Origin of the sequence: Bradyrhizobium sp. LCT2, assembly GCF_009931255.1 — a bacterium.
Classification (GTDB): domain Bacteria; phylum Pseudomonadota; class Alphaproteobacteria; order Rhizobiales; family Xanthobacteraceae; genus Bradyrhizobium; species Bradyrhizobium diazoefficiens.
Map to the genome: position 1 here is coordinate 5,658,171 of NZ_CP034432.1, position 26,550 is coordinate 5,684,720.

The 26,550-nt window shown below is 66.0% G+C and carries 30 protein-coding genes; 17 read left to right on the plus strand and 13 right to left on the minus strand.

The annotated features are described in order from the left end of the window. Positions 1-33: 33 nt before the first annotated feature. From EI171_RS27180 to EI171_RS27225, 11 genes are all read left to right on the plus strand, one after another. A complete protein-coding gene (locus EI171_RS27180) occupies positions 34-960 on the plus strand; it encodes a SurA N-terminal domain-containing protein (protein WP_028171094.1) in 927 nt (308 codons plus the stop codon). Continuing rightward, positions 960-1,997, plus strand: a complete 1,038-nt coding sequence (gene pdxA, locus EI171_RS27185) for a 4-hydroxythreonine-4-phosphate dehydrogenase PdxA (RefSeq protein WP_161535167.1) — start codon at positions 960-962, stop codon at positions 1,995-1,997. The genes EI171_RS27180 and pdxA overlap by 1 nt, the downstream gene beginning before the upstream one ends. Further along, positions 1,997-2,851 (plus strand): 16S rRNA (adenine(1518)-N(6)/adenine(1519)-N(6))-dimethyltransferase RsmA, encoded by an 855-nt coding sequence (gene rsmA / locus EI171_RS27190; RefSeq protein WP_161535168.1) that lies wholly within the window; start codon positions 1,997-1,999, stop codon positions 2,849-2,851. The genes pdxA and rsmA overlap by 1 nt, the downstream gene beginning before the upstream one ends. Before the next feature lie 24 nt (positions 2,852-2,875). After that, positions 2,876-3,934: an alcohol dehydrogenase gene (locus tag EI171_RS27195; protein WP_110116073.1), complete on the plus strand. Its 1,059-nt coding sequence runs from the start codon at positions 2,876-2,878 to the stop codon at positions 3,932-3,934. 74 nt (positions 3,935-4,008) lie between these two features. After that, positions 4,009-4,239 (plus strand): hypothetical protein, encoded by a 231-nt coding sequence (locus EI171_RS27200; protein ID WP_038968058.1) that lies wholly within the window; start codon positions 4,009-4,011, stop codon positions 4,237-4,239. A gap of 206 nt (positions 4,240-4,445) precedes the next feature. Beyond that, positions 4,446-4,637, plus strand: coding sequence for a hypothetical protein (locus EI171_RS27205; RefSeq protein ID WP_161535169.1), 192 nt, complete (start codon positions 4,446-4,448; stop codon positions 4,635-4,637). Positions 4,638-4,673: 36 nt separating this feature from the next. Next, positions 4,674-4,850, plus strand: a complete 177-nt coding sequence (locus EI171_RS44970; RefSeq protein ID WP_202633022.1) for a hypothetical protein — start codon at positions 4,674-4,676, stop codon at positions 4,848-4,850. A 55-nt stretch (positions 4,851-4,905) separates the two neighbouring features. Beyond that, positions 4,906-5,127 (plus strand): hypothetical protein, encoded by a 222-nt coding sequence (locus EI171_RS27210; RefSeq protein WP_060911741.1) that lies wholly within the window; start codon positions 4,906-4,908, stop codon positions 5,125-5,127. Positions 5,128-5,757: 630 nt separating this feature from the next. Next, positions 5,758-7,104, plus strand: coding sequence for a caspase family protein (locus tag EI171_RS27215; RefSeq protein ID WP_161535170.1), 1,347 nt, complete (start codon positions 5,758-5,760; stop codon positions 7,102-7,104). A gap of 28 nt (positions 7,105-7,132) precedes the next feature. Further along, entirely contained in the window at positions 7,133-7,630 is a 498-nt protein-coding gene (locus tag EI171_RS27220; RefSeq protein ID WP_161535171.1) for a hypothetical protein, read from the plus strand. A gap of 130 nt (positions 7,631-7,760) precedes the next feature. Further along, the gene (locus tag EI171_RS27225) at positions 7,761-8,966 is read left to right on the plus strand and encodes a hypothetical protein (protein WP_161535172.1); all 1,206 of its coding nucleotides are present in this window, start codon (positions 7,761-7,763) and stop codon (positions 8,964-8,966) included. On the opposite strand, the gene gmk is transcribed toward EI171_RS27225, so the two are convergent. The 9 genes from gmk to EI171_RS27270 form a co-directional block, all read right to left on the minus strand. Next, the gene (gene gmk / locus EI171_RS27230; protein ID WP_011086862.1) at positions 8,899-9,558 is read right to left on the minus strand and encodes a guanylate kinase; all 660 of its coding nucleotides are present in this window, start codon (positions 9,556-9,558) and stop codon (positions 8,899-8,901) included. The genes EI171_RS27225 and gmk overlap by 68 nt on opposite strands. A 3-nt stretch (positions 9,559-9,561) precedes the next feature. After that, complete coding sequence (locus EI171_RS27235) at positions 9,562-10,449, minus strand: YicC/YloC family endoribonuclease (protein ID WP_028171087.1); 888 nt, start codon at positions 10,447-10,449, stop codon at positions 9,562-9,564. Between the two features lie 115 nt (positions 10,450-10,564). After that, on the minus strand, positions 10,565-11,842 hold the full coding sequence (mltG, locus tag EI171_RS27240; RefSeq protein WP_028171086.1) for an endolytic transglycosylase MltG: 1,278 nt from the start codon (positions 11,840-11,842) through the stop codon (positions 10,565-10,567). Positions 11,843-11,967: 125 nt separating this feature from the next. Further along, positions 11,968-13,233, minus strand: coding sequence for a beta-ketoacyl-ACP synthase II (fabF, locus tag EI171_RS27245; RefSeq protein WP_161535173.1), 1,266 nt, complete (start codon positions 13,231-13,233; stop codon positions 11,968-11,970). 109 nt (positions 13,234-13,342) lie between these two features. Next, a complete protein-coding gene (locus tag EI171_RS27250; RefSeq protein ID WP_008130699.1) occupies positions 13,343-13,582 on the minus strand; it encodes an acyl carrier protein in 240 nt (79 codons plus the stop codon). Positions 13,583-13,893: 311 nt separating this feature from the next. Further along, the gene (fabG, locus tag EI171_RS27255) at positions 13,894-14,631 is read right to left on the minus strand and encodes a 3-oxoacyl-[acyl-carrier-protein] reductase (protein WP_011086858.1); all 738 of its coding nucleotides are present in this window, start codon (positions 14,629-14,631) and stop codon (positions 13,894-13,896) included. A 102-nt stretch (positions 14,632-14,733) separates the two neighbouring features. Further along, positions 14,734-15,693: an ACP S-malonyltransferase gene (gene fabD / locus EI171_RS27260; protein ID WP_060913065.1), complete on the minus strand. Its 960-nt coding sequence runs from the start codon at positions 15,691-15,693 to the stop codon at positions 14,734-14,736. Between the two features lie 172 nt (positions 15,694-15,865). Beyond that, positions 15,866-16,891 (minus strand): fatty acid desaturase family protein, encoded by a 1,026-nt coding sequence (locus tag EI171_RS27265; RefSeq protein ID WP_161535174.1) that lies wholly within the window; start codon positions 16,889-16,891, stop codon positions 15,866-15,868. 3 nt (positions 16,892-16,894) lie between these two features. Then, positions 16,895-17,602 (minus strand): TetR/AcrR family transcriptional regulator C-terminal domain-containing protein, encoded by a 708-nt coding sequence (locus tag EI171_RS27270; RefSeq protein ID WP_011086855.1) that lies wholly within the window; start codon positions 17,600-17,602, stop codon positions 16,895-16,897. Positions 17,603-17,921: 319 nt separating this feature from the next. On the opposite strand from EI171_RS27270, the gene rpsF reads away from it, so the two are divergent. The 4 genes from rpsF to rplI all read left to right on the plus strand — a co-directional run bounded on the left by rpsF (position 17,922) and on the right by rplI (position 20,429). After that, positions 17,922-18,422 carry a 30S ribosomal protein S6 gene (gene rpsF / locus EI171_RS27275; protein WP_028171082.1) on the plus strand — a complete coding sequence of 167 codons (501 nt, stop codon included), beginning with the start codon at positions 17,922-17,924 and terminating at the stop codon, positions 18,420-18,422. Between the two features lie 5 nt (positions 18,423-18,427). Beyond that, positions 18,428-18,667: a 30S ribosomal protein S18 gene (gene rpsR / locus EI171_RS27280; protein WP_007592020.1), complete on the plus strand. Its 240-nt coding sequence runs from the start codon at positions 18,428-18,430 to the stop codon at positions 18,665-18,667. Between the two features lie 128 nt (positions 18,668-18,795). Beyond that, positions 18,796-19,773 carry a DUF2232 domain-containing protein gene (locus tag EI171_RS27285; RefSeq protein WP_161535175.1) on the plus strand — a complete coding sequence of 326 codons (978 nt, stop codon included), beginning with the start codon at positions 18,796-18,798 and terminating at the stop codon, positions 19,771-19,773. A 50-nt stretch (positions 19,774-19,823) separates the two neighbouring features. Continuing rightward, entirely contained in the window at positions 19,824-20,429 is a 606-nt protein-coding gene (gene rplI / locus EI171_RS27290) for a 50S ribosomal protein L9 (RefSeq protein ID WP_011086852.1), read from the plus strand. A 117-nt stretch (positions 20,430-20,546) separates the two neighbouring features. Here rplI and EI171_RS27295 read toward each other — a convergent pair whose 3' ends face one another. The 3 genes from EI171_RS27295 to EI171_RS27305 all read right to left on the minus strand — a co-directional run bounded on the left by EI171_RS27295 (position 20,547) and on the right by EI171_RS27305 (position 22,719). Then, the gene (locus EI171_RS27295) at positions 20,547-21,014 is read right to left on the minus strand and encodes a PaaI family thioesterase (RefSeq protein WP_011086851.1); all 468 of its coding nucleotides are present in this window, start codon (positions 21,012-21,014) and stop codon (positions 20,547-20,549) included. Between the two features lie 11 nt (positions 21,015-21,025). Beyond that, a complete protein-coding gene (locus EI171_RS27300; RefSeq protein ID WP_161535176.1) occupies positions 21,026-21,622 on the minus strand; it encodes a TetR/AcrR family transcriptional regulator in 597 nt (198 codons plus the stop codon). 110 nt (positions 21,623-21,732) lie between these two features. Next, on the minus strand, positions 21,733-22,719 hold the full coding sequence (locus EI171_RS27305) for a hypothetical protein (RefSeq protein ID WP_161535177.1): 987 nt from the start codon (positions 22,717-22,719) through the stop codon (positions 21,733-21,735). Positions 22,720-23,000: 281 nt separating this feature from the next. Here EI171_RS27305 and EI171_RS27310 point away from each other — a divergent pair, with 281 nt between their 5' ends. Next, the gene (locus EI171_RS27310) at positions 23,001-24,251 is read left to right on the plus strand and encodes a cyclopropane-fatty-acyl-phospholipid synthase family protein (RefSeq protein WP_161535178.1); all 1,251 of its coding nucleotides are present in this window, start codon (positions 23,001-23,003) and stop codon (positions 24,249-24,251) included. Positions 24,252-24,254: 3 nt separating this feature from the next. On the opposite strand, the gene EI171_RS27315 is transcribed toward EI171_RS27310, so the two are convergent. Beyond that, entirely contained in the window at positions 24,255-24,461 is a 207-nt protein-coding gene (locus EI171_RS27315) for a transcriptional regulator (RefSeq protein ID WP_082756721.1), read from the minus strand. Between the two features lie 553 nt (positions 24,462-25,014). On the opposite strand from EI171_RS27315, the gene EI171_RS27320 reads away from it, so the two are divergent. Further along, positions 25,015-26,526 (plus strand): replicative DNA helicase, encoded by a 1,512-nt coding sequence (locus EI171_RS27320; RefSeq protein ID WP_028171074.1) that lies wholly within the window; start codon positions 25,015-25,017, stop codon positions 26,524-26,526. Positions 26,527-26,550 lie beyond the last annotated feature (24 nt).

The following is a 26,550-nucleotide window of genomic DNA, read 5'->3' on the forward strand; positions in this document are numbered from 1 at the left end:
AGGTTCACCGCGGCTGACATGCGAGCGAGATCCATGACGACTGCCTTGCCTTTGTTCCGCCTCCTCCTCGTCCTCGCCGCCCTGTTTCTGGCCGGCACGCCGTCGCGCGCGCAGAACATCGTCGTCATGGTCAACGGCGATCCGATCACCGATTTCGACATCGACCAGCGCTCGAAGCTCGACCTGCTGACGACGCAGAAGACCCCGAGCCGGCAGGAGGTCATCAACGAGCTGATCGACGACAGGGTGAAGCTGAAGGAAGGCAAGAAGTACGGCGTCGATCCCGGCGTCTCCGACATCAACCAGTCCTTCGAGGGCATGGCGCAGCGCATGCGCATCACGACGGATCAGCTGACCAAGTCGCTCGAGGTCAAGGGCGTCCGCCCGGAGACGTTGAAGGCCCGCATGAAGTCCGAGATGGTCTGGACCAGCCTCGTGCGCGGCCGCTTCAAGGAGAAGCTGATGGTCGGCGAGCGCGACGTCGCGCAGGCGGTGCAGGCCCAGGCCGGCGACAAGCTGCAGATCGAGGGCACCGAATACAAGATGCAGCCGATTGTGCTGATCGTGCCGCGCGGCTCGTCTCCGGCCTTTCAGGAAACGCGGATGAAGGAAGCCGAACAATATCGCTCGCGCGTTGCGAGCTGCGAGGAGGCCAATTCGCTGTTCCGCTCGACGCCGAACGCCACCATCCGCGAGAGCGTCACCAAGACGACCGCGGAGCTGCCCGAGGCGCTGCGCAAGGTGCTCGACGACACGCCGATCGGCCATCTGACCGCGCCGGAGGTGACCAAGGCGGGCATCGAGATGGTGGTGCTCTGCTCACGCAAGCCGACCATGATCGACACGCCGAAGAAGCGCGAGGTCCGCGAGAAGATGTATCAGGAGAAGTACGAGAAGACCCAGAAGGCCTATCTCGACGAGCTCCGCAAGGCGGCGATGATCGAATATCGCAACCGCTGATGGCCAACCACGCAGCAAAGCCCCTCGCCCTGACCCTGGGAGAGCCTGCCGGCATCGGCCCCGACATCACGATCGCAGCCTGGCTCCGGCGCCGCGAGCTGAACCTGCCCGCCTTCTACCTGCTCGGCGACGAGGCGCTGATCGCGCGGCGCGCCAAGACACTGGACAAGACCCTGGGTAAGGCGCTCGGCGCCGAGATCCGGATCGCCTCCGTGAGCGCACACGAAGCCGCGGCCGCCTTCACCGAGGCCCTGCCGGTGGTTGCGACCGGCGAGCGCGCCACGGCCGAACCCGGCCAGCCCGACGCCTCGAGCGCGCCGGCTGCGCTCGCCTCGATCCGCCAGGCGGTGGCCGATGTCCGGGCCGGCCGCGCCGGCGCCGTCGTCACCAATCCGATCGCCAAGAGCGTGCTCTACCGCGCGGGCTTCCGCCATCCCGGCCACACCGAATTCCTCGCCGAGCTCGCCGCAGAGGACAGCCGCGTGCCGCAGCCGGTGATGATGCTGTGGTCGCCGCGGCTCGCCGTGGTGCCCGTGACCATCCACGTCTCCTTGCGCGATGCGCTGTCCCAGCTCACGAGCGAATTGATCGTCTCGACCGTGCGCATCGTCGCGACCGAACTGAAATCCCGCTTCGGCATCGCGCGGCCGCGTATCGCGATCTCCGGACTCAATCCCCACGCCGGCGAGGACGGCTCGCTCGGCCACGAGGAGCAGACCATCATCGCGCCTGCGCTCAAGACATTGCGCAACGACGGCATCGACGCCAGGGGGCCGCTGCCCGCCGATACCATGTTCCACGAAGCCGCGCGCAGCCTCTATGACTGCGCGGTCTGCATGTATCACGACCAGGCGCTGATCCCGATCAAGACGGTCGCCTTCGACGACGCCGTCAACGTCACGCTCGGCCTGCCCTTCATCCGCACCTCGCCCGATCACGGCACCGCCTTCGACATCGCCGGCACCGGCAAAGCCAATCCGGCGAGCCTGATCGCAGCGCTTCAGCTCGCCAGCCGCATGGCGGCTGCCAAAACCTGATGAGCGCGATCGACGACCTCCCGCCGCTGCGCGAGGTCATTCGCCAGCACGCGCTGTCGGCCCGCAAATCGCTCGGCCAGAATTTCCTGCTCGATCTCAACCTCACCGCGCGCATCGCGCGCGCGGCGGCGCCACTGGACAACTCCACCATCGTCGAGATCGGCCCGGGCCCGGGAGGACTAACCCGCGCGCTGCTTGCGCTCGGCGCCAGGCGCGTCGTCGCCATCGAGCATGACGAGCGCGCGATCCCCGCCCTGCAAGATATTTCCGCGCGCTATCCCGGCCGGCTCGAGATCGTCCACGGCGATGCCATGACCTTCGACCCGCGTCCGCTGCTCAATGGCGAAAGCGCAAAGATCGTCGCCAACCTGCCCTACAACATCGCGACTCAGCTTCTGATCAACTGGCTCACCACCGAACCATGGCCGCCCTGGTACGACATGATGGTCCTGATGTTCCAGCGCGAGGTCGGCGAGCGCATCGTGGCGCGCGAGGACGAGGAAGCCTATGGCCGCCTCGGCGTGCTCGCCAACTGGCGCTGCGTGACGAAGATCCTGTTCGACATCGCGCCGTCCGCCTTCGTGCCGCCGCCCAAGGTGACCTCCTCCGTCGTGCGCCTGGTGCCGCGCGCCGAGCCCCTGCCATGCGATCGAAAAATGCTCGAGCAGGTCGCGGCGGCCGCGTTCGGCCAGCGCCGCAAGATGCTGCGGCAAAGCCTGAAATCGCTCGGCGTCGATCCGGCGCGGCTTGCGCAGGCCGCTGGCGTCGATGCGACGCGGCGCGCCGAGACCATTCCGATATCAGGCTTTGTTGCCATGGCGCGTGAATTGGCGGATATACGCAGCGAAGGCTAAGACAGAAATTCCGGAGGAAAGAAAATGGCGTTGATGCGTCGGCAGTCGCTGGTCAAGTTCGATGCGCCCTTGTGCGAGACCATCGTCGACACGCCAAAGCCGAAAGGCGCCGAGGTGCTGGTGCGCATCGAGCGCTGCGGCCTTTGCCATTCGGATCTGCACATCCAGGACGGCTATGCCGATCTCGGCGGCGGCAAGAAGCTCGACACCACGCGCGGCATGACGCTGCCCTTCACGCTCGGCCACGAGATCGCCGGCGTCGTCGATGAAGTCGGCCCCGACGTTCCGGGCGGCCTCGTCGGCAGCAAGAAGGCGGTGTTTCCGTGGATCGGCTGCGGCCAGTGCCGCGACTGCGCCAATGGCGACGAGAACCTCTGCGTCAAGCAGCGCTTCCTCGGCGTCTCCATCGACGGCGGTTTCGCCACCCACGTGCTTGTGCCCGACGCGAAATACCTGCTCGACTACGATCCCCTGCCCGTCAACCAGGCCGCGACGCTGATGTGCTCCGGCGTCACCGCCTACGGCGCGCTCAAGCGCCTGGTCGACCGTCCGCGCCAGCGCAACCTGCTGCTGATCGGCCTCGGCGGCGTCGGCATGATGGGCCTGTCGTTCGCGCAGGCGATGTTCAAGCAGCCGATCACGGTCGCCGATCTCTCGCCGGCCGCGCGCGACACCGCACTGAAGAACGGCGCAGCCAACGCCTACGATCCGGCCGAGCCCGACGTGATCAAGCGCATCCTCAAGGAGACCGAAGGCGGTTTTGACGAGATCGTCGATTTCGCCGGCAACGAGAAGTCGATGGCGTTTGCGGTCGCGGTCGCCGCGCGCGGCGGCAAGATCGTGGTCTCCGGCCTGATGGGCGGCCAGTTCACGCTGCCCATGGTGCAATGGGTCTACAAGCGCATGACCATCGAAGGCTTCATGGTCGGCACGCTTGCGGAGGCCAAGGAGCTGATGGCACTCGCCCGCGCCGGCAAGATCAAGCCGACGCCGATGCGCGAGGAGCCGATGGGCGACGTCCAGAAATGGATCGACGAATTGCGCGCCGGCAAGGTCGTCGGCCGCATCGTGCTGAAGAACTGACACCGCCCGCGGCGGCCGGACGCAAGTTTCGCCCGCCGCGCGGAACGGCTGCGGCCACGCCGCGTTGGCAGAGTATGTCCATTCGCTGCACCGTCGAGAGCGCGTTCTTCATCGCCTGGGGCTTCCTGGAGCAGAGCGGAGAGCTCGGCCCTCCGGACGAGACCGCGAATGTCCTTCTCGACGCCATCGAAGCCCAGCTCAGGACCGGTGAACGCCGGCAGTTGATGCTCGCGAACAGAGCGATCGATACCTGGCGTGCCCACGCGGCGAAGCGCCGGCCGTCGCAGGAAGCCCGCTTCGGATGATGGGCGGCGGGCGATCCCCTCGGGCCCCGTTCCGGCAAATGCGCCACCGCCATCGAGCCCAATGCCCGCCCCTCGATGAAGACAGGAAGCTTCCGCTCCCCACACCATCATGCCGATTGCCAGCCGATCACTTCGGCCTAACCTTGGAACGTCGCGCGCCCCGGGCGCGTTTGTCTCTCGTGAAGGCAACGACGGAGTCAGAGCGGATGACAAAACCGCTGACGAAGACAGTGCAACCTGTTCCTGAAGAAAACCAGAGCCACAAGGGCGCCGGCAGCGCGCCGTCGGTCCCGGTCGACACCACCAAAGGCCACCGCGACGACGAGAAGCAGAATATTCGCGAGCAGGCGGCGCACGGCAATCTCACCCAGAACACAAGCAACAAGCGCAAGGGATAAGCGATACACCGGGGGGTAAAACGAGGAGAGACGAACGTGGTCAGTCTCGGCAAGTGGTACGATCCGATATCCGAACGCTGGATCGTGCCGCGCGAACCCCGCCCTGAGACGCCATCCTCCCCAACGAGCGAGAACCACGTCCTGGAGCTTCAGAGGACGGTCGAAATCCAGCGCATCTGGCGCGCGCTCGTCGATTGCTGCGCACGCGATTGATGCTCGCGCGCAGCAACGGAGGAACCCGCCGTCGGCTGCACTGTTGTCATTCCGCATGAACGATCCCGCATCGCCCGCAAGGCCAGTCGCAGTCGCGATACGCTATCTGTCGATGATCGTCGGCTGCGCTTGCCTGCTGCTCGCGGCTGTTTGCTTCGCTATCGCGGCGCAGGTCTTTGTTCAGACCGGTGTGTTCGCGCAATCCTACGCGTTGGTGGGCCTCATCAGCGCCGCGCTGGGGCTGCTGGCGCTGACGTTGGCGCGCGTCTGGAAATAGGCTTCGCAGTTTTTGCGCCTTCGCCGGCTCTCGCCAGGAAGTCACCCCCTGCTCCGTCATTCCGGGATGCGCGCGCAGCAAGCAGTCCCGGAATCCATCGGGCTACGCGTTCTGCCGTGGATTCCGGGCTCGCCCTTCCAGGGCGCCCCGGAATGACGCGCATGACCAGGCGTGGCCGTCCGCGGACGAAGAAGTCGTGTGGTCCTGACGCCCGGGGTCTGTGCGTCAAGTCCTGCGGTGATGTGGCGGCCCGACCGGGCGCGCGTATCAGCGATCGGCAGGGCGACGGGGGCAATAGTGCATCGCTCCCCGGGGAGAGCACGAAGGACACCGTTAAAACCATCCGCGCAGGGAAGGCCGGGCGTCCGGCATCACCTGTGGTCCAAACCGTGTGCACTTCTATCGCGCACGGACGTGCGGGTGCCGCCGGCGCCCGGCCTTCCCTGCGCCCTTTGGCCTCCATCGGGCGGCGAACGACGGCAAGGCTCGGGCAAGACCGGCCGCGGGAACGCACAGCCGCGCCTCTTTCCCGGCACGATGCGGACGGGCCCGTGGCCGCACAGAATGTCGCACCGCTTTTCGCCCGCGCACCTAGCTGGTAGATTGGCGCCATTGCTTTGGGGAATTTTTATGCGCGCGAGGATTTTCAATCGCGTTGTGGGGCTGGCGGCACTCGCCACAGCGCTGCTCGTCGCCGCGGCAACGCCCGCATCCGCCGATAAGCGCATCGCGCTCGTCGTCGGCAACTCCGCCTACAAGAACATCACGCCGCTCGACAACCCGTCCAAGGACGCCAGCCTGATGGCGGAGACGCTCAGCACGCTCGGCTTCACACTGGTCGGCGGCCGTGCCCAGCTCGATCTCGACAAGGGCGCGATGGACATCGCGGTGCAGAGCTTCGGCCGGCAGGTGCAAGGCGCCGACGTCGCGCTGTTCTACTATGCCGGCCACGGTGTCCAGGTCGCCGGCTCCAACTATCTCGTGCCGGTCGGCGCCAATCCGACGCGCGAGGCCGACGTCGACTTCCAGATGACCGACGTCAATCTCGTGCTGCGCCAGATGCAGGGGTCCGGCACGCGGCTCAACCTTGTCATCCTCGACGCCTGCCGCAACAACCCGTTCGGCTCGCGCGGCTTGCGTTCCTCCGACGGCGGCCTTGCGCAAATGCGCGCACCCGAGGGCACGCTGATCTCCTATGCGACGCAACCCGGCAACGTCGCCCAGGACGGCAGCGACGGCCATAGCCCCTACACCAAGGCGCTGGCGACGACGATCCGGACCGCAGGTCTCGACGTATTCCAGACCTTCAACCAGGTCGGCCTCGCCGTGAAGCGCGCCACATCGGGCGCGCAGCAGCCCTGGGTGTCGTCCTCGCCGATCGACGGCACCTTCTATTTCGTGCCGCCGACGCAGACGGCACCGCCGCAGGTCGCGGCGATGCAGCCTGATCCGCTGCCGGCGGATCGCCTGCGCGCCGATCCTGACCGCGTCCCCCTACGCGATGCCGCATTGCTCAGCGAACTCAGCGAACGGCTCTACGAGCTCAATTTCGATCCTGACACGCCCGACGGCCTTACCCGCGCGATCACGAAGCTTCAGCAGCGGATATCCATGGCGCCGACCGGAGAGGCGACCGAAGGCCTGCTGCTGCGGATGCGCAAGATGGAGGATCTGAAGCCATGGGGCTCGATCGTTTACGGCCCCGACGGCAGCAAATGGGGCATGTCGTGGAACCACGCCTCGCGGCGCGCGGCGGTCGCGGATGCGCGCGGCAACTGCGCCGGCGCCAAATGCCCGATCGAGCTTTCCTTCTATGGCAAGGGCTGCGGCGCCTTCGCGATCTCCGACAAATCCTGGTCGCTGGTCCAGCGCGAGGGCGTCCAGCGCGCCAGGGATGCCGCGCTTGACGAATGCGGCAAGGCTGGCAAGGCTTGCCGCATTATCGGATCCGTCTGCGCCGACGGCTCCGGCCGCTGATACGATTTTCATTTTGGATTATTTGCTCATGCCCAATTCCACCGCCCGCACGTTCGCTCTCGCCTCCCTCCTCGCCCTCGCCTCGTCGTCCGCCTTCGCGCAATCCGGCAGCGCCGGTGGCTCGATCGGCAATCACGAGAAATCGCTCTCCGGCTCGCGCCAGGATCCTTCTTCAGGCCGCTCGGCCGAGCCCGCGCCCTCCGCGCGCCGGAGCAAGCCGGCGGCCGAGGAACGCTCGGCGCCGCGGAGAAGCGGCGGCGGTGGTGGCGGCGGTTTCGACGGCGCCTGGGTCGTCCTCAGCGTCGGCTGCGGCGGTTCGACCTCCGGCGCGGTGGTCGTGAGCTCGGGCCGGGTCATCGGCGAGGGCGTCAGCGGCAGCGTCAGCGCGAGCGGCGCGGTTCATACCTCCGGCGCGGGCAATGGCGTGACCTTCACGGGCGCCGGCCGCCTTTCGGGGCGCAGCGGTTCCGGAACCTTCCGCCGCTCCGACGGCTGCTCGGGAACATGGACCTCGACCAAACAATAATGGTCGAAAATGCCTGATTTCGCGGCGGAACGATCGCCGCGCAGGCCCGATTCAAGCCACATCCTCTCCGGATTTGCGGCTCATTGCCACCCAACTCTTTGAAGAGAAAGGGAAGGTTAAGAGTTGCGTCATGCGTAACCGGGAGACCAGGATGGGCAACCGCACCGCGAAATTCATATCAGCGCTTGTTGGCAGTATCATTGCCGGCGCCCCCCTCGCTGCGGTGTCGCAGAACGCGCCGAGCACATCGAGCACGGCCAATGCGGCCGCCGACTGCCTCACCTCGCCGAAAAGCACCGCGCCGCAGGGACAGCACTGGCACTATCGCCTCGATCGCGCGACCAAGCGGCAGTGCTGGTACCTGCGTGCCGAAGGCGGCAAGGCGACGCAGAGCGCGCAAGCGACGGCCGACACGCCAAATGCAGATTCAGCAGCGCCGCCGTCGGTGCAGAATGCGCGCGCGGAATACATTGCACCGCAGACTGGTGCCGCGCCGAGCTCGCCGAACATGACCGCGCCTGCGCCGGCCGCAACGAGCGCGCCACAGGTCATGCAACAGCCGCCGGGCGCCATCGCCGACAACAACGCGCAGCAGCCCGCCGTCGCCGCGCGCTGGCCCGATGCTTCCGCGAGTTCCGCTGCGCCCGCACCCGCAACGCAGCCGGGCGCGACACCGGCAAAGGCCAACGCCCCGGTGGCGCTCGCCGCGGCCGAAATTCCCGCCGACAAGCCGACCGGCTCGCTCCAGACGCTCCTGCTCGTGATCGGCGGCGCTTTGGCGATCGCCGGCATCCTCGCCAGCGTCATCTACCGCTTCGCCGGTGCGCGCTCCCGCGTCAAGGCGAGCGACCACCGCCGCGTGAATTGGGACGATTGGGAGCCGCAGGACCAGGACGAGAGCCGCGCGCCCTGGCTCAAGGCGATGCCGGCCGTCACGCCGCGCGCGCAGCCGCCGCGCCCGATCGACTTCGATGCCGCACGTCCCCAGGCGGCACAGCTCGCCGCGATCGACCGCGAGATCGATGTGATCGACGCACACGAGCCGGCTGGCGTCGCCGAAGTCGTGGAATCCGGCGAGTCTCAGGTCGCGGTATTCGACAGGGAATTCGAGATCGGGGCCAGTTCACCCCGGTTAGCCGCGGACCGGGCCGACAGCGATGAAAAGCCGGCTGGTCGCGATGAGGATGCGGTCGACGTCGACATCATCACCGCGATGCTGGAACGGCTGGCGCAGGAAGGGCCGCGGCTGAGGCAGCCTGGCCCTGGCTCTAACCCTGCAGCTGGCCTTGCAAACCTCGCACGAAACCAACGAGGCCAATCCGCCGCTCGCGCTTGAGGCGCTCGGCCTTCAGGATCGATTGCACCTCGGCAAAGGCCTCGTCGACGTCGTGGTTGATCACGATGTAGTCGTACTCGGCCCAGTGGCTCATCTCGTGGCTGGCGCGGCTCATGCGCTTGCGGATCACCTCGTCGGAATCCTGCGCGCGCGAATGCAGCCGCTTCTCGAGATCGCCGGCTGACGGCGGCAGGATGAACACGCTGACGACGTCGGCACGCGCCTTCTCGCGCAGTTGCTGCGTGCCCTGCCAGTCGATATCGAACAGCACGTCCTGCCCGGCCGACAGCGCCGCCTCGACCGGCGCGCGCGGCGTGCCGTAGCGGTTGTCGAACACGGTCGCCCATTCCAGCAGTTCGTCGTCCCGCACCATCGCCTCGAAGCGGGGCTTGTCGACGAACAGATAGTCGCGGCCGTCGACCTCGCCGGGCCGCATCGGCCGCGTGGTCGCCGAGACCGACATTCGCAGGCCCGGCATCCGCTCGATCAACAAGCGCGACAGCGTCGTTTTGCCTGCGCCCGACGGCGAGGACAGCACGAACATCAATCCACGCCGCTCGACACCGTCAGTTCCGTGACCGCCCGTCGTCATCGATCACTCCAGATTCTGGACCTGCTCGCGAAATTGCTCGACCACGTTTTTCATGGCGAGCCCCGTATTGGTCAGCTCGATGTCGTTCGACTTCGAGCAGCAGGTATTGACCTCGCGGTGAAACTCCTGCGCCAGGAAGTCGAGCTTGCGCCCGATCGGGCCGCCCTTGCCGATCAGCTCGCGCGCCTGCGCGATATGCGAGGCGATACGGTCGAGCTCCTCGCGGATGTCGGCCCTGGTCGCGATCAGGATCGCCTCCTGCATCAGGCGGTCGGGATCGAAACGGTCGGAGGTGTCGAGCAGCGTTGCGATCTGCTCGGCGAGCCTGGCCTTGATCGCCTCCGGCTTGCGGCCGGGTGCGGCTTCGGCCTTCTTCGCCAGTTGCTCGACCTCGTCCACCCGCTGGGTCAGGATCTGCCCGAGCGAGGTCCCCTCGCGCTTGCGCATCTCGACGAGATCGGCGAGCGCCTTGTCGAAGGCCTCCGCTGCCGCGGCGCGCGCCGCCTTGTCCTCCTCCTCGTCGCCCTCGGGCTCGGCGACCTCGACGACGCCCTTGATGGCGAGCAGGCCGTCGACGCTCGGTGCCACCGCATCGACCTTTCCGGCGATCATCGAGGCGGCCTTCAGGACGGCGTTGAGCACGTCCTCGTTGACACGGACGGAGGCGGCGGCATTGGCGCGCTTGACGTTGAGATTGGCGTAGACGGTGCCGCGCGACAAAAGCTCGCCGGCGCGCTTCTTGGCGTGGGCCTCGAGCTCGTCGAACCCCTGCGGCAGCCGCACCCTGAGGTCAAAGCCCTTGGCGTTGACCGACTTCAATTCCCATTCGAACGTGTACGGCCCGCTAGCGCCGTGGCTTCGGGCAAAGCCGGTCATGGACGACAGCGCCATCAGGTCAAATTCTCCAGAAACACAGGATTCGCGAGGCCATCAAGGCATGCGAATCTTAAGACTATTTTGCCGGAAAGTGGAATCCGCAAAGTCCCGTAGGCAGGTCTGCGCGGGCCTAGCGCTGGATCACCGGCGACGAGGGCTGCACCGCGCCCTGCCGGGCAGGAGCGGGACCAGCGGGGCGAGGAGCAGCCGGCGGCTTCTTCTGCTGGTTCGGCCGTGCCGGCGTGGTCGCGGTCGGCGTGTCGGCAGCGCCGGGCGCGGCCGCCGCCGGCGGCTGCGCGTCCTCGGCCGGCTCGACCGTGTCGTTCTGGATCTGCTTCTCCATCGCGCGCAGCTTGGCGACGTTTTTCTGGTGCGCGTCGTAGGTCTCGGTGAAGGCATGCCCGCCGGTGCCGTCGGCGACGAAATAGAGGTCGCGGGTGCGGGCCGGGTTGGCGGCGGCTTCGAGCGAGGCGCGGCCGGGATTGGAGATCGGGCCCGGCGGCAGGCCTTCGATCACATAGGTGTTGTAGGGCGAGGGCTGCGTGATCTCGCTGCGCTTGATCGGGCGGCCCAGCGTGCCCTTGCCGCCGACGAGGCCATAGATGATGGTCGGATCGGACTGGAGCTTGATCTTCTGCTTCAGGCGATTGACGAACACGGCAGCGACGCGGCTGCGCTCGTCCGGCTTGCCGGTCTCCTTCTCGACGATCGAGGCCAGCGTCACCAGCTGCTCCGGAGTCTTGACCGGAATGTCCTGGCTGCGACGCTCCCAGATCTCGGTCAGCACGCGCTTGTGCGCCTGCTGCATGCGCTGGATCACCTGCTCGCGCGTGGTGCCGCGCGGGAACTTGTAGGTCTCGGGCAAGAGCGTGCCCTCGCGCGGCAGCTCGCGCACGCTGCCGGTGAAGATATCGTTGTCGGAGAGCCGTGCCACGATCTGCTCGGAGGTCAGGCCTTCCGGAATCGTGACGGCATGCTGCACCACCTTGCCTTCGACGATGGTGGCGATGACGTCGCGCAGGGATGCGTTCTTCTGGAACGAATACTCGCCGGGCTTGAGGTCCGAGCTCGCCTTCAGCGCGGCCACGCTTGCGATGAACACCCACGGGTTGACGTCGGTCACGCCTTCCCGGTTCAGCGTCTCGGCGATGTCGCGCTTGCCGGCGCGCTGCGGGATGTTGACGATCTTGTCTTCCTTGAGCGGACCCGGCGCTTCGAGCACCTGCCGGCCGTAGTAATAGACGGCGCCCGCCCCGATCATGGAGATCAAGAGCAGCGTGATGATGGCGTTGCCGACGATCACGAAGGGATTGCGCGCGCGGTCCGATCGCTTCGGCGGCGGCGGGACCTGCTCGGGCTCGAGCGCTGCCCGCGGACTCCGGGGCGAAATGGGCGGCCTTTCACTCATCGAAGCAACCTGAATCCTGCCGGTTCAATCGCGGCCTGACAACCGTTTGCCCTGCCAAATGCACGCGCCCACTACCATGACTATCGCCGAATACGGCAAAACGGTGGATTCGTTTCAAACGCAAACTAATTGGCCAAACGGCGGACGATCACCGACGCATTGGTACCGCCAAAACCGAAAGAATTCGACAACGCGACGTTGACCTCTCGCTTCTTCGCCGTGTGCGGCACGAGATCGATCGCAGTTTCGACCGACGGATTGTCGAGGTTGATAGTCGGCGGCACTACATTATCGCGAATCGCGAGAATGGCGAAGATCGCCTCGATCGCACCGGCCGCGCCGAGCAGATGGCCGGTCGACGATTTGGTCGAGGACATCGCGACCTTGGAGGCGGCATTGCCGAGCAGACGCTCGACCGCGCCGAGCTCGATCTCGTCACCGAGCGGCGTCGATGTGCCGTGCGCGTTGATGTAGTCGAGATCGGACGCCGTGAGGCCGGCGCGCTTGAGCGCGGCCTGCATGCTGCGGAAGCCGCCATCGCCGTCGGGCGACGGCGACGTGATGTGATAGGCGTCGCCCGACAGACCATAGCCGATCACCTCGGCATAGATCTTGGCGCCGCGTCGCCTCGCGTGCTCGAGTTCTTCCAGGACGAGGACGCCGGCGCCCTCGCCCATCACGAAGCCGTCGCGATCCTTGTCGTAGGGACGTGAGGCCTTCTCGGGTGTCTCGTTGAAACCGGTCGAGAGCGCGCGCGCGGCGTTGAAGCCGGCAATGCCGATGCGGCTGATCGGCGACTCGGCGCCGCCGGCAACCATCACGTCGGCATCGCCCAGCGCGATCAGGCGGGCGGCATCGCCGACCGCATGCGCGCCGGTCGAGCAGGCCGTGACCACCGAATGGTTCGGCCCCTTCAGCCCGTGCGCGATCGAGACGTAGCCGGAGGCGAGATTGATCAGGCGGCCCGGAATGAAGAACGGCGACACCCGGCGCGGTCCGCGCTCCTTCAGCAGGATGGCGGTTTCCGCGATGCCGTTGAGGCCGCCGATGCCGGACCCGATCATGGTGCCGGTCGCGCACTTGTCCTCTTCGGTTTCGGGATGCCAGTTGGCATCGTCGAGCGCCTGGCCGGCCGCGGCCATGCCAAAGATGATGAAGTCGTCGACCTTGCGCTGGTCCTTCGGCTCCATCCACTTGTCGGGATTGAAGGTGTCGTTCGACCCGTCGCCGCGCACCACCGTGCAGGCGATCTTGGTCTGAAGATCGGAGACATCGAAGCTCTCGATCCTGCGCGCACCGCTTTCGCCGTTGAGGATGCGTTTCCAGGTCGGCTCGACGCCACAGCCGAGTGGCGAGACCATGCCGAGACCCGTGACGACAACCCGCCTCATATCCGCAAACTCCGCATCGAAAGATTCACGGCCAATAACAAGAAACCGGCTGACCGCTGCGAAGCGGCCCGTCCGGTTTCAATGTTGTCCCCGCGAAAATTGAAGAGCCTTAGCTCTTCGCGTTCTTCTCGAGAAACTTCGTGGCGTCGCCGACGGTGAGAATCGTCTCCGCGGCGTCGTCCGGAATCTCGCAACCGAATTCTTCTTCGAACGCCATCACCAGCTCGACGGTGTCCAGACTGTCGGCGCCGAGGTCGTCGATGAAGCTCGCAGCGTCGACAACCTTCTCGGGTTCAACACCAAGGTGTTCGACCACGATCTTCTTAACCCGCTCGCCAATGTCACTCATTGCATAACCTCGTGTTGTTCCCTGTAGACCCGACCCCCCGGGACGATACGAGCCGTCGTGGTCGTTGACTGCCTTCGCTTACGAACTTTGATTTGGCCCCATCCTAACCGATGCAGGGCCCGGCGAACGACGGCCAAGGCTCCGCATCGCCAATATACAGGGTTTCAAAAACCTGCAATGGCGTTCTTTGCCCATCCGTTGAAGGTCCGGTTACCATACTTCAACTGCCTTGACTACAAGCCTAATTTCGCATCGGAAACGGCCGTTTGCCGCATCCCGCACCGCCATGTGGGCGGCACGGTACGAGGACTTCAGATCATGGCCATGCCGCCGTTGACATGGATGGTTTGCCCGGTGACGTAGGCCGCTTCGTTTGAACTCAGGTAGACGGCGGCCGCCGCGATGTCCTCGGGCGTCCCCAGCCGGGCGGCCGGAACCTTGGTCAGAATCGTCTCGCGCTGCTTGTCATTGAGCGCGTCCGTCATCGGCGTCTTGATGAAGCCGGGCGCGATGCAGTTGGCGGTGACGCCGCGCTTGGCGTATTCGGCACCCAGCGTCTTGATCATGCCGATCAAGCCTGCCTTCGACGCCGTGTAGTTGCCCTGCCCGGGATTGCCGGTGACGCCGACCACCGAGGTGATGGCGATGATGCGGCCGAAGCGCTTGCGCATCATCAATTTGGTGGCGGCGCGCGCCAGGCGGAAGGTCGAGGTCAAATTGACGTTGATGACCTCGTCCCAGTCCTCGTCGCGGAGCTGGACGAAGAGATTGTCGCGCGTGATGCCGGCATTGGCGACGAGGATGTCGACCTGGCCCATCGCGGCTTCCGCCGCAGGCACCAGCGCCTCGACCTCGTCGGCCTTGGAGAGATTGCAGGGCAACACGAAGGTGCGCTCGCCGAGCTTGCCGGCAAGCTCATCCAGCACTTCCTTCCGCGTTCCTGATATCGCGACCGTGGCGCCCTGCGCGTGCAGCGCCTGCGCGATTGCGCCGCCGATACCGCCGGTCGCGCCGGTGACGAGCGCCTTTTTGCCAGTCAGATCGAACATGGACAACTCCTTCAAAGCACGATCCGGAAACGTGCGCAGCGGTTTTCCGGCAAGATCGTGCGCAAACTAAAGAACCAAAGCGCGATGACGATTCATCGCGCTTCAGGCCTGCTTCGCAGCGGCCAGCGCATCCTTGGCGGCCGCTATGTCGTTCGGTCCGCCCACCGCGACACCGACGGCGCCGTCGGCGATACGCTTGACGAGACCCGTCAGCACCTTGCCGGCACCGATCTCGAAGAAACGGGTAACGCCCTGCCCGGCCATATAGGCAACCGACTCGCGCCAGCGCACCGTTCCGGTGACTTGCTCGACCAGACGGCGGCGGATCTCGTCGGGATCGGTGATGGCGGTTGCCAGCACGTTCGACACCAGCGGAGCTGCCGGAGCCTTGATCGTGACCTTGGCCAGCGCCTCCGCCATCGCGTCGGCAGCCGGCTGCATCAGCTTGCAATGGAACGGTGCGGACACCGGCAGCAGCATCGCGCGCTTGGCGCCCTTGGTCTTGGCGATCTCGACGGCGCGATCGACCGCTGCCTTGTCGCCGGAGACGACCACCTGCCCGCCGCCATTGTCGTTGGCGGCCTGGCAGACCTGCCCCTGAGCCGCCTCATTGGCGACCTCCATGGCGGCCTCGTAATCGAGGCCCAGCAGAGCGGCCATCGCACCGGCGCCGACCGGCACGGCTTTTTGCATTGCGAGACCGCGGGTGCGAAGCAGCCGCGCGGTATCGGAAACCGTCAGGCTGCCGGCCGCGGCCAGCGCCGAATATTCACCAAGCGAGTGGCCGGCGACAAAGGCCGCGTCCCGCCCCACGGAAAAACCGGCTTCAGCCTCAAGCACCCGCAGGGTCGCAACAGAAACGGCCATCAGCGCCGGCTGGGCGTTTTCGGTGAGCTGGAGGGTTTCGGCCGGGCCATCCCAGATGGTGGCCGTCAGCTTCTCCCCAAGCGCTGCATCGACCTCGTCGAACACGGCGCGCGCCACCGGGAAGGCGTCGGCCAACGCCTTGCCCATGCCAACCGCCTGGGACCCCTGCCCCGGAAATGTGAATGCTGCCGTCATCGGCGCTCCCTGCTTGTCGAGCACGATCCCTGCGAGAACCGGCAGCCGATTACGCGCGGCCTTGGGCCATGGTTCCGGATCGTGCCTCAAAGGGGGCCGTAGACACCGTCCGGGCCTGCAATGTCAAGCCAAGATGGGAACGTCGACCGGCATTCAACTGGGGATGCGCCCCTTAAAAACCACCCGCCTTCTGATCCGCGCCGACCTCGGCACCAGCCCGCGCGCGGCGCGCGCTGCTGACCAATTGCCCCGGCCGGTCGTCGCGGTTCGGCTTGGCGGTGGCGAGCCGCAGCACGGCGCCGTAGTTCGGCTGCACTTCCATGCGGCCGGCATGACGACTCTCGCTCAGCAGGCGATGGACCTTGGGCAGATTGTAGCAGGGCACGTAGAACAAGAGATGATGCTCGAGGTGATAGTTCACGTAATACGGCGCGATGAACAGGCGCTCGAGAAAATTGGCATGCGTGGTGCGGGTGTTGCGCAGGGGATCGCTGCTGTCGGGGACGACGGCATGCTCGGCGATGTTGCGGATGCGGGTGATGACCATCATCCAGGTGAGCAGCGGCACCAGCCATAGCAGCGGGTAAGCCCACCACACACCGGCCGCCGCAAGCCCTGCAAACAGGATGGCGTTGAAAACGCATTGCGGGCCAAGCTTCTCCCAGAAATGCGCCGCGCGCTGCCGCCACGGCCAGTCCTGCGGGCCGAGTGCGTTGAGCAACTGCGCCTTGCGCTGCTGGTAGCCGGTCTGCCCGGTGATGTCGCGAATGAACTTGCGGCGATAGCTCAGCAGCGTGATCGGAAATGGCGCCGACAGCACGAGATCGGGATCGTCCTCCTGCTGGGTGCGCGCGTGGTGCTGCAAGTGATAGCGGCGATAGGCGCGCGTCTCGGCAAAAACGGGATAGGCGCAGAACCACTGGCTCAGCGTCAAATTGGTGTTCTCATCGGCGGAGAGACAACCATGCGCGCCGTCGTGCATGAGGATCGACAGGCCCAGCTGGCGCGAGCCGATGACGGCGACAGCGAAAATGTACGTCAGCGGATTCGGCCACCATGCGACGAGGGCGATGGCACCGGCAATCAGCGCCCAGGCATGCGCGATCAGTGCGATACCCTTCCACGTTACGCGCTGGCGCACGTCGACGAGCTGATCCTCGGTCAGGAAATCGCGGGCACGCATGCGAAGTGCGGTCATGGCCTAGCTCTCCTCATCCGAAGTGGTCGATGCGTCGCGGTCGTCGACGAGGCGCAGGCGCGCGGCGTCGCCGGCAGATTTCGCCTGCTCGCCCAGCACGCGCAGCATCTCGGCGCAGAGCTCATCCGGCGAGCGCCCCATGGCATAGCCTTCGAGGATGACGCCGATGGCGACGGCCCAGAACCGCCGCGAGCTCTCGTCGGGCGCGCGCAGGGAACGCCAGCCGTGGCGCTCGACCTGGCTCGCATAGGCGCGTGCGCCCTCGGCGTGCAGACGCTCGATGGTGCGCTCGACCAGCGGCGCGAGATCCGGGCGACGCCGCGTCAACGTCAACGCCTCGGCGAAGAAGGCGACCGAATCGCTCGCCGTCACCGTCTCGGCCAGCGCGTGGGTGTAGTCCCGCGGCGTGCGCGCCTTCAGCGCAGCCTGCTCGGTCGCGCGGGCGACGTACAGGAGCTCGCGGCAGGCGCATTCGACGAACAGCGCCTCCTTGGTGCGGAAATAGTAGGTGATCTGGCTCGGAAATGCGTCCGCGGCGGCCGCGATGTCGGTGATCGAGGCGCCCGACAATCCCCGCTCCCGGAACAGCGGGCTGGCCGCATCCAGCAGCAACGAGCGCATTTTGCGACCGGCCGAGCGTGTGGCGCGCGCCGCATGCTTGGGGTCGCCGGCGGCCGGCTCGGATGGGGCGCGGGCAGATTTGTCTGCCATGGGATCCTCCCGTTGATTTATTTGTATGCTATACAAACAAATAAATCAAGCCGAAGGGCCCCCAGCCCGGGCGCCAGAGGCGAAACCTGGCCCTCCAACCTTGCAAAGCCAGCCAAAATCCGTATAAGGCGCGCATCCGCAGACCCCGGCCGGGAGCTGAACGGACGGTCTCAACAAATCATTCGTGATTTTGGTGTGGCAGGGCCAGTCGGCCCGTCGTCCCGTGTTTCCGCCTTCTGAGCTTAATCCCAGAGTCCTTTCCGAAGGCCTCTTAAGGGCTTGACGCCGGGCGATGCGCCAACATGAGGAAAGGACTTCCATGGCTCTCTATGAGCATGTTTTTCTCGCGCGCCAAGACGCGAGCCCGCAGCAGGTCGAAGAGCTGACTGCGCAGATGACCGGTATCGTCGAGGGTCTCGGCGGCAAGGTCACCAAGACCGAGAACTGGGGCGTTCGCTCCCTCACCTACCGCATGAACAAGAACCGCAAGGCGCACTTTGTGCTGCTCAACATCGACGCGCCGTCCGCGGCGATCGCCGAGATCGAGCGCCAGGAGCGCATCAGCGAAGACGTGATCCGCTATCTCAGCGTCCGCGTCGAGGAGCTCGAGGAAGGCCCGTCCGCGATGATGCGCAAGGCTGATCGCGATCGCGAACGTGACGATCGTGGCGGCGGCTTCCGCGGCGAGCGTGAAGGCGGCTTCCGTGGCGACCGCGAGGGTGGTTTCCGTGGCGGCGATCGTGACGGTGGTGGCTTCCGCGGTGATCGCGGCCCGCGCCGTCCGCGCGAAGAAGCTGAAACCACGACGGATGGGGAGTAAGATCAATGGCTGAAGCTGGTGCACGCCGTCCGTTTTTCCGTCGTCGCAAGAGCTGCCCGTTCACGGGCGCCAATGCTCCGAAGATCGACTACAAGGACTCCAAGCTGCTGATGCGTTACGTCTCCGAGCGCGGCAAGATCGTGCCGAGCCGCATCACCGCGGTGTCCGCGAAGAAGCAGCGTGAGCTCGCCCGCGCCATCAAGCGCGCGCGCTTCCTGGGCCTGCTGCCCTACGTCATTCGCTAAGACGAATTCGGCCGGCGGCGACATCGCCGCCGGCCGCACTCTCGAAGTTTCATAAGGCTTCCGGGTCGTCCGGTCGCCGATGGTTGGGGCGAGATGCCTCTAACCGCTCGGAAGGAGCGGGACAGCTGATGATGGCCTTTGGACTGATAGCCCTGATCGCCGGCGCTGCGTCGGCCCTGATGTTCGCCTCGATCGTTTCGGGCGCGCTGATCTCGCTCGTCCTGTTCTATCTCGCACCACTGCCGCTGATGGTCGCCGCGATCGGCTGGGGACCGCTTTGCGCGAGCCTTGGCGGCATCGCCGCTGCGATCGGCCTCGGCGCCCTGTTCGGCCTGCCCTACTGCATCGCGTTCGCCGTCACCGTCGCGCTGCCGGCCTGGTGGCTCGGCCATCTCGTCCTGCTCAGCCGGCAGGTTGGACCTGTCACGCCGGACGCCGCGACCGAGCCGGTGGCAGGGCCTGAGCTCGAGTGGTACCCGGTCGGCCGTATCCTGCTGTGGATCGCCGGCTTCGCCGCGCTGACCACGATCGCCGCCCTGCTCACGCTCGGCACCGACGCCGACACCATCATCGGCACGCTGCGGCGCGGCCTGATGCGCATCCTCCGCGCCACCGATCCGCAAGCCTCCGGCGAAGCCGACCAGTTCGTCGACGCACTGGTGCGCATCGCGCCGGCCGCCGCCACCATCGTCGCCATGATGACGCTGACCCTCAACCTCTGGCTCAGCGCCAGGGTGACGGCGACGTCGGGCCGGCTGCGCCGCCCCTGGCCGGATCTGATGACGGCCGAGCTGCCGCCGATGACGCTCGTGGCGCTCTGCATCGCGCTCGCTTTCTGCTTCACCGGCGGGCTGCTGGCGATCGTCGCGCAGATCACCACGGCGGCGCTGATGATGGGCTATGCGCTGACCGGCTTTGCCGTGCTGCATACGCTGACGCTCGCGCTGAAGAGCCGCACGTTCTGGCTCGGCTCGACCTACGCCGTCGTCGTCGTGTTCGGATGGCCTGTCATCGCGATGGTGATCCTGGGCCTTGCGGACGCCGTGTTCGGCTTCCGCGAGCGCTTCCTGCGCAGCCGCCAGCCGCCGCCGCTCCCGACCCCTTAAGTCCACCCCTGAAACCCAGAACTCACAGAGCACTTCAAAGGAGAACGAATATGGAAGTCATTTTGCTGGAACGCGTGAACAAGCTCGGCCAGATGGGCGAAGTCGTGAAGGTTCGCGACGGCTACGCCCGTAATTTCCTGCTCAAGCGCGGCAAGGCGCTGCGCGCCACCGCCGACAACCGCGCCAAGTACGACGGCATGAAGGCCGACCTCGAGGCCCGCAACCTCGCGTCCAAGGCCGAGGCGTCCAAGGTCGCCGAGAAGATCCAGGGCAAGAACATCATCGTGATCCGCCAGGCCTCGGAAGCCGGCCAGCTGTTCGGCTCGGTCAACGTGCGTGACATCGTCGTCGCGTTCGAAGCCGACGGCATCTCGCTCGCTCGCCCGCAGATCCAGCTCGACGCACCGATCAAGACCATCGGCAAGCACACCATCACCGTCGCCGTTCACCCCGAGGTCGAGGTCGAGATCACCGTCACGGTTGCGCGCAGCCAGGACGAGGCCGAGCGCATCAACCGCGGCGAGGACATCTCGACCCGCAACGAGGACCGCGATGCGGCCGCCGAGGCGATCGCCGCCGCCGGCGAGTTCTTCGATCCGGAAGCCCAGCACGACGACGTCGAGCCGGCCCCGGCTGCGGAAGAGACCGAGAAGTAACTCCAACGTCGTCATTCCGGGATGGTCCGAAGGACCAGACCCGGAATCTCGAGATTCCGGGTCCAGCGCCGATGCGCTGTTCCGGAATGACGAAGACAAATCAAAAGCCCGGTCGCTTCAAGCGGCCGGGCTTTTCGTTTTGGCGGCGACGTCCTCGCTCAGCATCGCGATCGAAGCGAGCGCCGTTGCCGTGTGCTTCTCGACTCCGTCGCTGACACAGAACACGTCGGCCGCCACCACCGAGACCTGGCGTCCTGGCTTGATCACCCTTGCCCGGCAGATCAGCTTCTCGCCGACAGCGGGCGACAACAAATTGAGCTTGTATTCCGCCGTCAGCGCCGGCTGGCCGCGCGAAGTGGCGGCCGCGATCGTCGTGGCGTTGTCGACCAAAAAGGCGGTGACGCCGCCGTGGAAAAAGCCGTGCTGCTGGAGCAGTTCCGGCCTGCGCTCCACCGCGATCGTGCAGGTGCCGCGCGACAATTCCGAGAGCTCGGCACCGACGAGGTTCATAAAGCCCTGGCGGCCGACATTGGCGTGGATGCGCTCGGCGACGGCCGCAAATTCCGGATCCGCTTCGGCTCGCATGACATCTCTCCTTATTGTTTGTTAATGCGCTCGGGCGGCCGCAGCGCGCGGATGGCGCAGGCGATCAGCGTGTCGGCCTCGCTCCGCGGATCGGCACGATCGCGGCCCGACAGGAAGGCGCGGCAGAAGATCTGCGCCGGGCCGATGAGCTGGCTGATGAACGTCACCGGCGTCATCGGCAGGAGCTCGCCGCCGGCAACCAGCGGCGCGCGCCAGCGTTCGATGCCTTCGGCAAGGCGCGCATTCTGTGCGCGCTGGGCGTCGCGGACGTCCTCGCCCCATTCGCCGCGCGAGATCTCGAAGAGATAGCGGGCCTCGCGCCGGCTCGAGACGACCCAGTCGAGATGCGCCCGGATCAGGCGATCGATGCCCTGTTCGGCGTCGGGCACGGGATCGAGCGCGGCCAGCACCGCGGCGTGATAATGCCGCAGCACCTCCAGGAACAGCGCGCCGGCCAGCTCCTTCTTCGACCCGAAGGCATGAAAGAAGCTGCCGTTAGAGGCGCGCGCCTTGGCGCGGATCGCAGCCACCGTCGCAGCTTCGAAGCCGACGCGGTCGAACACGAACAGCCCCGCCGCCAACAGGTCGTCACGCACGCTCGTCGTCACCGCGCCTCCTAGAGTATCACTCTAGAGCACTACTCCAATCGCGGTCAAGACGATGCGAAGGCCGCGACGAGCGCGACCTTCGCAACTTGATCTGAGAATGCGGGTTGGCTTTAGCGCGAAATCGGCGGCGCCGGCGGTCCGGATGACTCCGCCGGCAGCGGGGCCGCAGCGGTCGTGGGCGGCGCCGGCTCCTGCGGCTTGGCCGCCGGCTCGGAGCTTGCGGCAGGCGCGGCAGGCTTGGGAGCCGCCTCTTCCGCCGCCTTGGGCGCGGCCGGCTCGGCGGGCTTCGTGGCGGCCGCCGGCGGGGCCGGCGTCACCTGCGGCACAGGATCGGGCCGCAGCGCCGGAGCCTCGCTGCCGCGCGGCTCGACCCTGGCGCTCTCCGGCTTCGGCTCGGCGGGTTTCTCCGATGCCTTGGTGCTGTCGGGCTTGGCTTCGTCGCGACCAGGCTCGACCTTGGCGGTGTCGGGCTTGGGCTCGCTCTTCTTGTCGTCAGCGGCCGGCGCGGCGGCATCGACCTTCGGCGCCTCTTCGGTCTCGGGCTTGCCGCGCTTGCTGAGACGCTTGGCCTTGCGGCCCTCCGGCGTGGCTTGCCCCTCGGGCTTCGCGCCTTCCTTTACCCCCTCCTCGCTCGGCCGCGCCGCGCGCTTCTGGCGCGCGCCCTCGGCGGCTGGGGCGGCAGCTTCGCCTTCCGGCTTGGCGGCCTCCTGGGAGCGCTGGCGACGGCCCTGATGCTCGGGCGACTGCGCAGGATTGGTGCTCGCTTCCTTGTCCTTGGCGCCGTCCTTCTTGTCCTTGCCGTCCTTGGCCTGGTAGCGGGTGTCGGTGGCGCCGTTCGAAACGAGGTAGGAGGCCAGCACGCCGGCCATGTCGGAGCTGGTCGTGTAGTGCTGACGCAGGAAACCCGGGAGCGAGCCCGGCGCGACAGTCTTCAGCAGCCCCCTCGGGCTCTTGTGGCAGGCACTGCAGGTCTGCGCGAAGAGCTGGGATGGGGCCTTGCCGGCCTCGAGGTTCGTCGCCTGTGCCAGAACGGCATCGGCCGCACCGAAGCCGATCAGAAGCACTACCGTCGCGAGGCTGAGCGCTCGGCTCGACATTCCCATCATCTCCGTTGAATTTCCGCGAATGCAGCCGGCATCCCGGCGTCGGCGGCGGTCACCTTTTACCGGATTGAGCCGCGAATGGAAGCAGGGTCCGCGCGCAAGGATGTGATTAAGCGCTTTTGGAATATCGGCATTGAATGCAGCGCAATAGCGGGAGCGGAATACCCTCCCTAGATTTAGATGCAAACGCATAGGAACCTGAGCGGGACCTGAGCGTCTGATGTGAAAGCCGGGTTGGTCGCATCTCTTCGGGTTCGCTCGAGAGGAAGGTGTCGATGGACCGTTTGTTGCGTCAATTCCTGTCTCAATTCATTCGCCGCGGGTCGATGACGGTGACCACGGCGAAGGGGTCGAAGTTCACCGTCGGCGACGGCTCAGGCGAACCGATCGCAGTCCGTTTCGTGACTGCGGACGCGGAACGGAAGATCCTCATCAATCCCGAGCTCGGGCTTGGCGAGGCCTATATGGATGGCGAGTTCGCCGTCGAGCGCGGCACCATAGCTGATGCCCTCGCGATCCTGCTCGATCAACCCGACCTGTTGCCGCAGTGGGCAAAACCCTGGTGGCACCTGCGCTATCTGACGCGGCATCTGAAGCAGTTCAATCCGCGCGCGCGCTCGCGTCGCAATGTCGCGCATCACTACGATCTCGACGCCCGGCTCTATTCCCTCTTCCTCGACGCCGACAAGCAATATAGCTGCGCCTATTTCGAGACGCCGGAGAGCACCCTCGACGACGCGCAGCTCGCCAAGAAGCGCCACATCGCCGCAAAGCTTCGCGTCAAGGGCGGCGAGCGCGTGCTCGACATCGGCTCGGGCTGGGGCGGCCTCGGGCTCTATCTCGCCGAGACCGCAGGCGCCGACGTCACCGGCATCACGCTGTCGTCAGAGCAGTTGCAGCTCGCCAATGCGCGCGCGGCCGAAAAGGGCCTGACCCGATCGGCCAAATTCCTGCTCCAGGACTATCGCGACATTGACGGGCCGTTCGACCGGATCGTCTCGGTCGGCATGTTGGAGCATGTCGGCGTCAGGTTCTACGACGCCTACTTCCAGCGCTGCGCCGAACTCCTGAACGAGGACGGCGTCATGATGCTGCACTCGATCGGCCGTTCACAGGGCCCGGATTCGACCAATCCCTGGATCGCCAAGTACATCTTCCCGGGCGGTTACATCCCCGCTCTGTCCGAAGTGCTGCCGGCGATCGAGCGTGCTGGTCTCCTGGTCTGCGACATCGAGATCCTGCGGCTGCATTACGCCGAGACGCTGAAGGCCTGGCGGGAGCGCTTCATGGCGCGGCGCGAGGAGGCCGTGCAGCTTTACGACGAGCGCTTCGCCCTGATGTGGGAATTTTATCTGGCGGCCAGCGAGATGACGTTCCGCAAGCAGCACATGATGAACTTCCAGATCCAGCTCACCAAGCGTCAGGGCGTGGTGCCAATCACCCGTGACTACGTCGCGCACGAAGAAGCCCGCCTCCGGGCCATCGAGGGCGGCGCCAAGCCACGGCTGAAGCTGGCCGGTGAATAGAGGCTAGTGGCGCGAGGTTGAAATCGGAGAAGAGCGGAAAGACGCCGTTAACGCCAACTGCGCCCGCAGTTCCGCCAGGATCTCGGGCGCGACCGGCTGGCGGCGGACTTCGGGGCGCTCGGCATGCTGCATGGCCGCGATCAGCCCGGACAGCCAGAGCCGGCTGCCTGCCTCGCTTCGCCATATCCCGTGCTGCCGTTCTGGCCGCATCGCTTGCCTCGTCCCCCTGATGGCGGGTTACCGGGGACAATCCCCTGTCCGCCCGTCCGTTCCGGCTCTACCCCCGAAAGAATCCGGGGAGATGTGATCTGCTTCACATAAGTCTGGTCGGGCCTGGCTTAGACCGTCGCCATGAGCAAAGAGACCCAAACCTCATTCGACGTGCAGGACGACCTCCGCACCGATTACGCCCTGATCGCTACCGGCGTCGGGGCGGCCCTGGTTGCACTGGTCTACCTCCTGCTGGTCTGAGCCCGAGCCGAAAGCGGCCAGCGCGCGTCATTTCGCGCGCTCTTCATACGTCTGCACCCCAATCCATTAGGTTCACTGTTTCAGTATTTTTCCGCGGCACAGTCGCGGCCGCTTCCAGGCCGGGGTGAGTTCCGCAAAAATCCGTCAAGCGCGGCGCATGCTGCGGCTGCTAATCATCCACCATTTTAACTGAGCGGTTGATAGCGGCGAGCTTTTGCTTCCGCTTTGGGCGCAGGCGGCGCTTTATCCCGGCCCCGCATCCGCCCAAGAAAATTGCTAAGCACGACCAACCATGGCCCTGACTGATTCGAACGTTCTCAAACTCGCGCCTGACGCAGGAACTCCGACTTATCGGAGCGCGCCGCACAATATCGAGGCGGAACAGAGCCTTCTGGGCGCCATCCTGGTCAACAACGATGCCTTCTACCGCGTCTCCGACTTCCTGGAGGCGAAGCATTTCTTCGAGCCGCTGCACCAGACCATCTTCGACACCGCCGGCAGCCTGATCCGGATGGGCAAGATCGCCACGCCCGTCACGCTGAAGACGTTCCTGCCGGCCGATACCGACGTCGGGGGCATGACCATCGGGCAATATCTGGCGCGCCTCGCTGCCGAAGCGACCACCATCATCAACGCCCAGGACTACGGCCGCACCGTCTACGACCTGTCGCTCAGGCGCGACCTGATCGGCATCGGCGAGGACATGGTCAATGTCGCCTATGACGCTCCGGTCGATTTCCAGCCGCGCGCGCAGATCGAGGACGCCGAGCGAAAGCTGTACGAACTCGCCGAGTCCGGCCGCTATGACGGCGGCTTCCAGAAATTCTCGCAGGCGTTGGCGGTCGCGGTCGATCTCGCGGCAAAGGCGTTCCAGCGCGACGGAAAGCTGTCGGGCATCTCGACGGGTATGCGCGACCTCGACACCAAGATGGGCGGCCTGCAGCACTCCGATCTCATCATCGTCGCGGGACGTCCCGGCATGGGCAAGACGTCACTGGCGACCAACATCGCCTACAATGTCGCACGCGCCTACGTTCCGGAACTCCAGGCCGACGGCACCACGAAGGCCGCCAATGGCGGCGTAATCGGCTTCTTCTCCTGTGAAATGTCGGCCGACCAGCTCGCCACGCGTATCGTGGCCGAGCGCACCGGCGTTCCCTCCTCCCACATCCGCCGCGGCGGCATCTCGGAAGCCGATTTCGAGAAGATCCGGGAGGTCTCGATCGAGCTGCAATCGCTTCCTTTCTATGTCGACGCGACTGGAGGCCTGTCGATCGCGCAGCTGATGGCGCGCGCGCGCCGCCTGAAGCGTCAGAAGGGCCTCGACCTGCTCGTGATCGACTACATCCAGCTGCTCTCGGGGTCCGGCAAGCGCGCCAGCGACAGCCGCGTGCAGGAAATCACGGAGATCACGACCAGCCTCAAGGCGCTGGCGAAGGAACTCAACGTCCCCGTGATCGCGCTGTCGCAGCTCTCGCGTCAGGTCGAATCCCGCGACGACAAACGGCCGCAACTCTCCGACTTGCGTGAATCCGGATCGATCGAGCAGGACGCCGACGTCGTGCTGTTCGTGTACCGCGAGGAATATTACCTCGCGATGAAGGAGCCCCGCCCGGGCACGCCTGAACACGAGAAGTGGCAGCTTGACATGAGTCTTGCGCACGGAAAAGCCGAGGTCATCATCGGCAAGCAGCGCCACGGCCCGACAGGCACCGTCGATCTGGCGTTCGAAGCCTCGGTCACGCGGTTCGGTGACCTCGCGCCCGACAGCCAGATGCCGGCTCGCAGCAGCAACGACTACTGAGTTCCTTGAACCAGACCTGCCTCT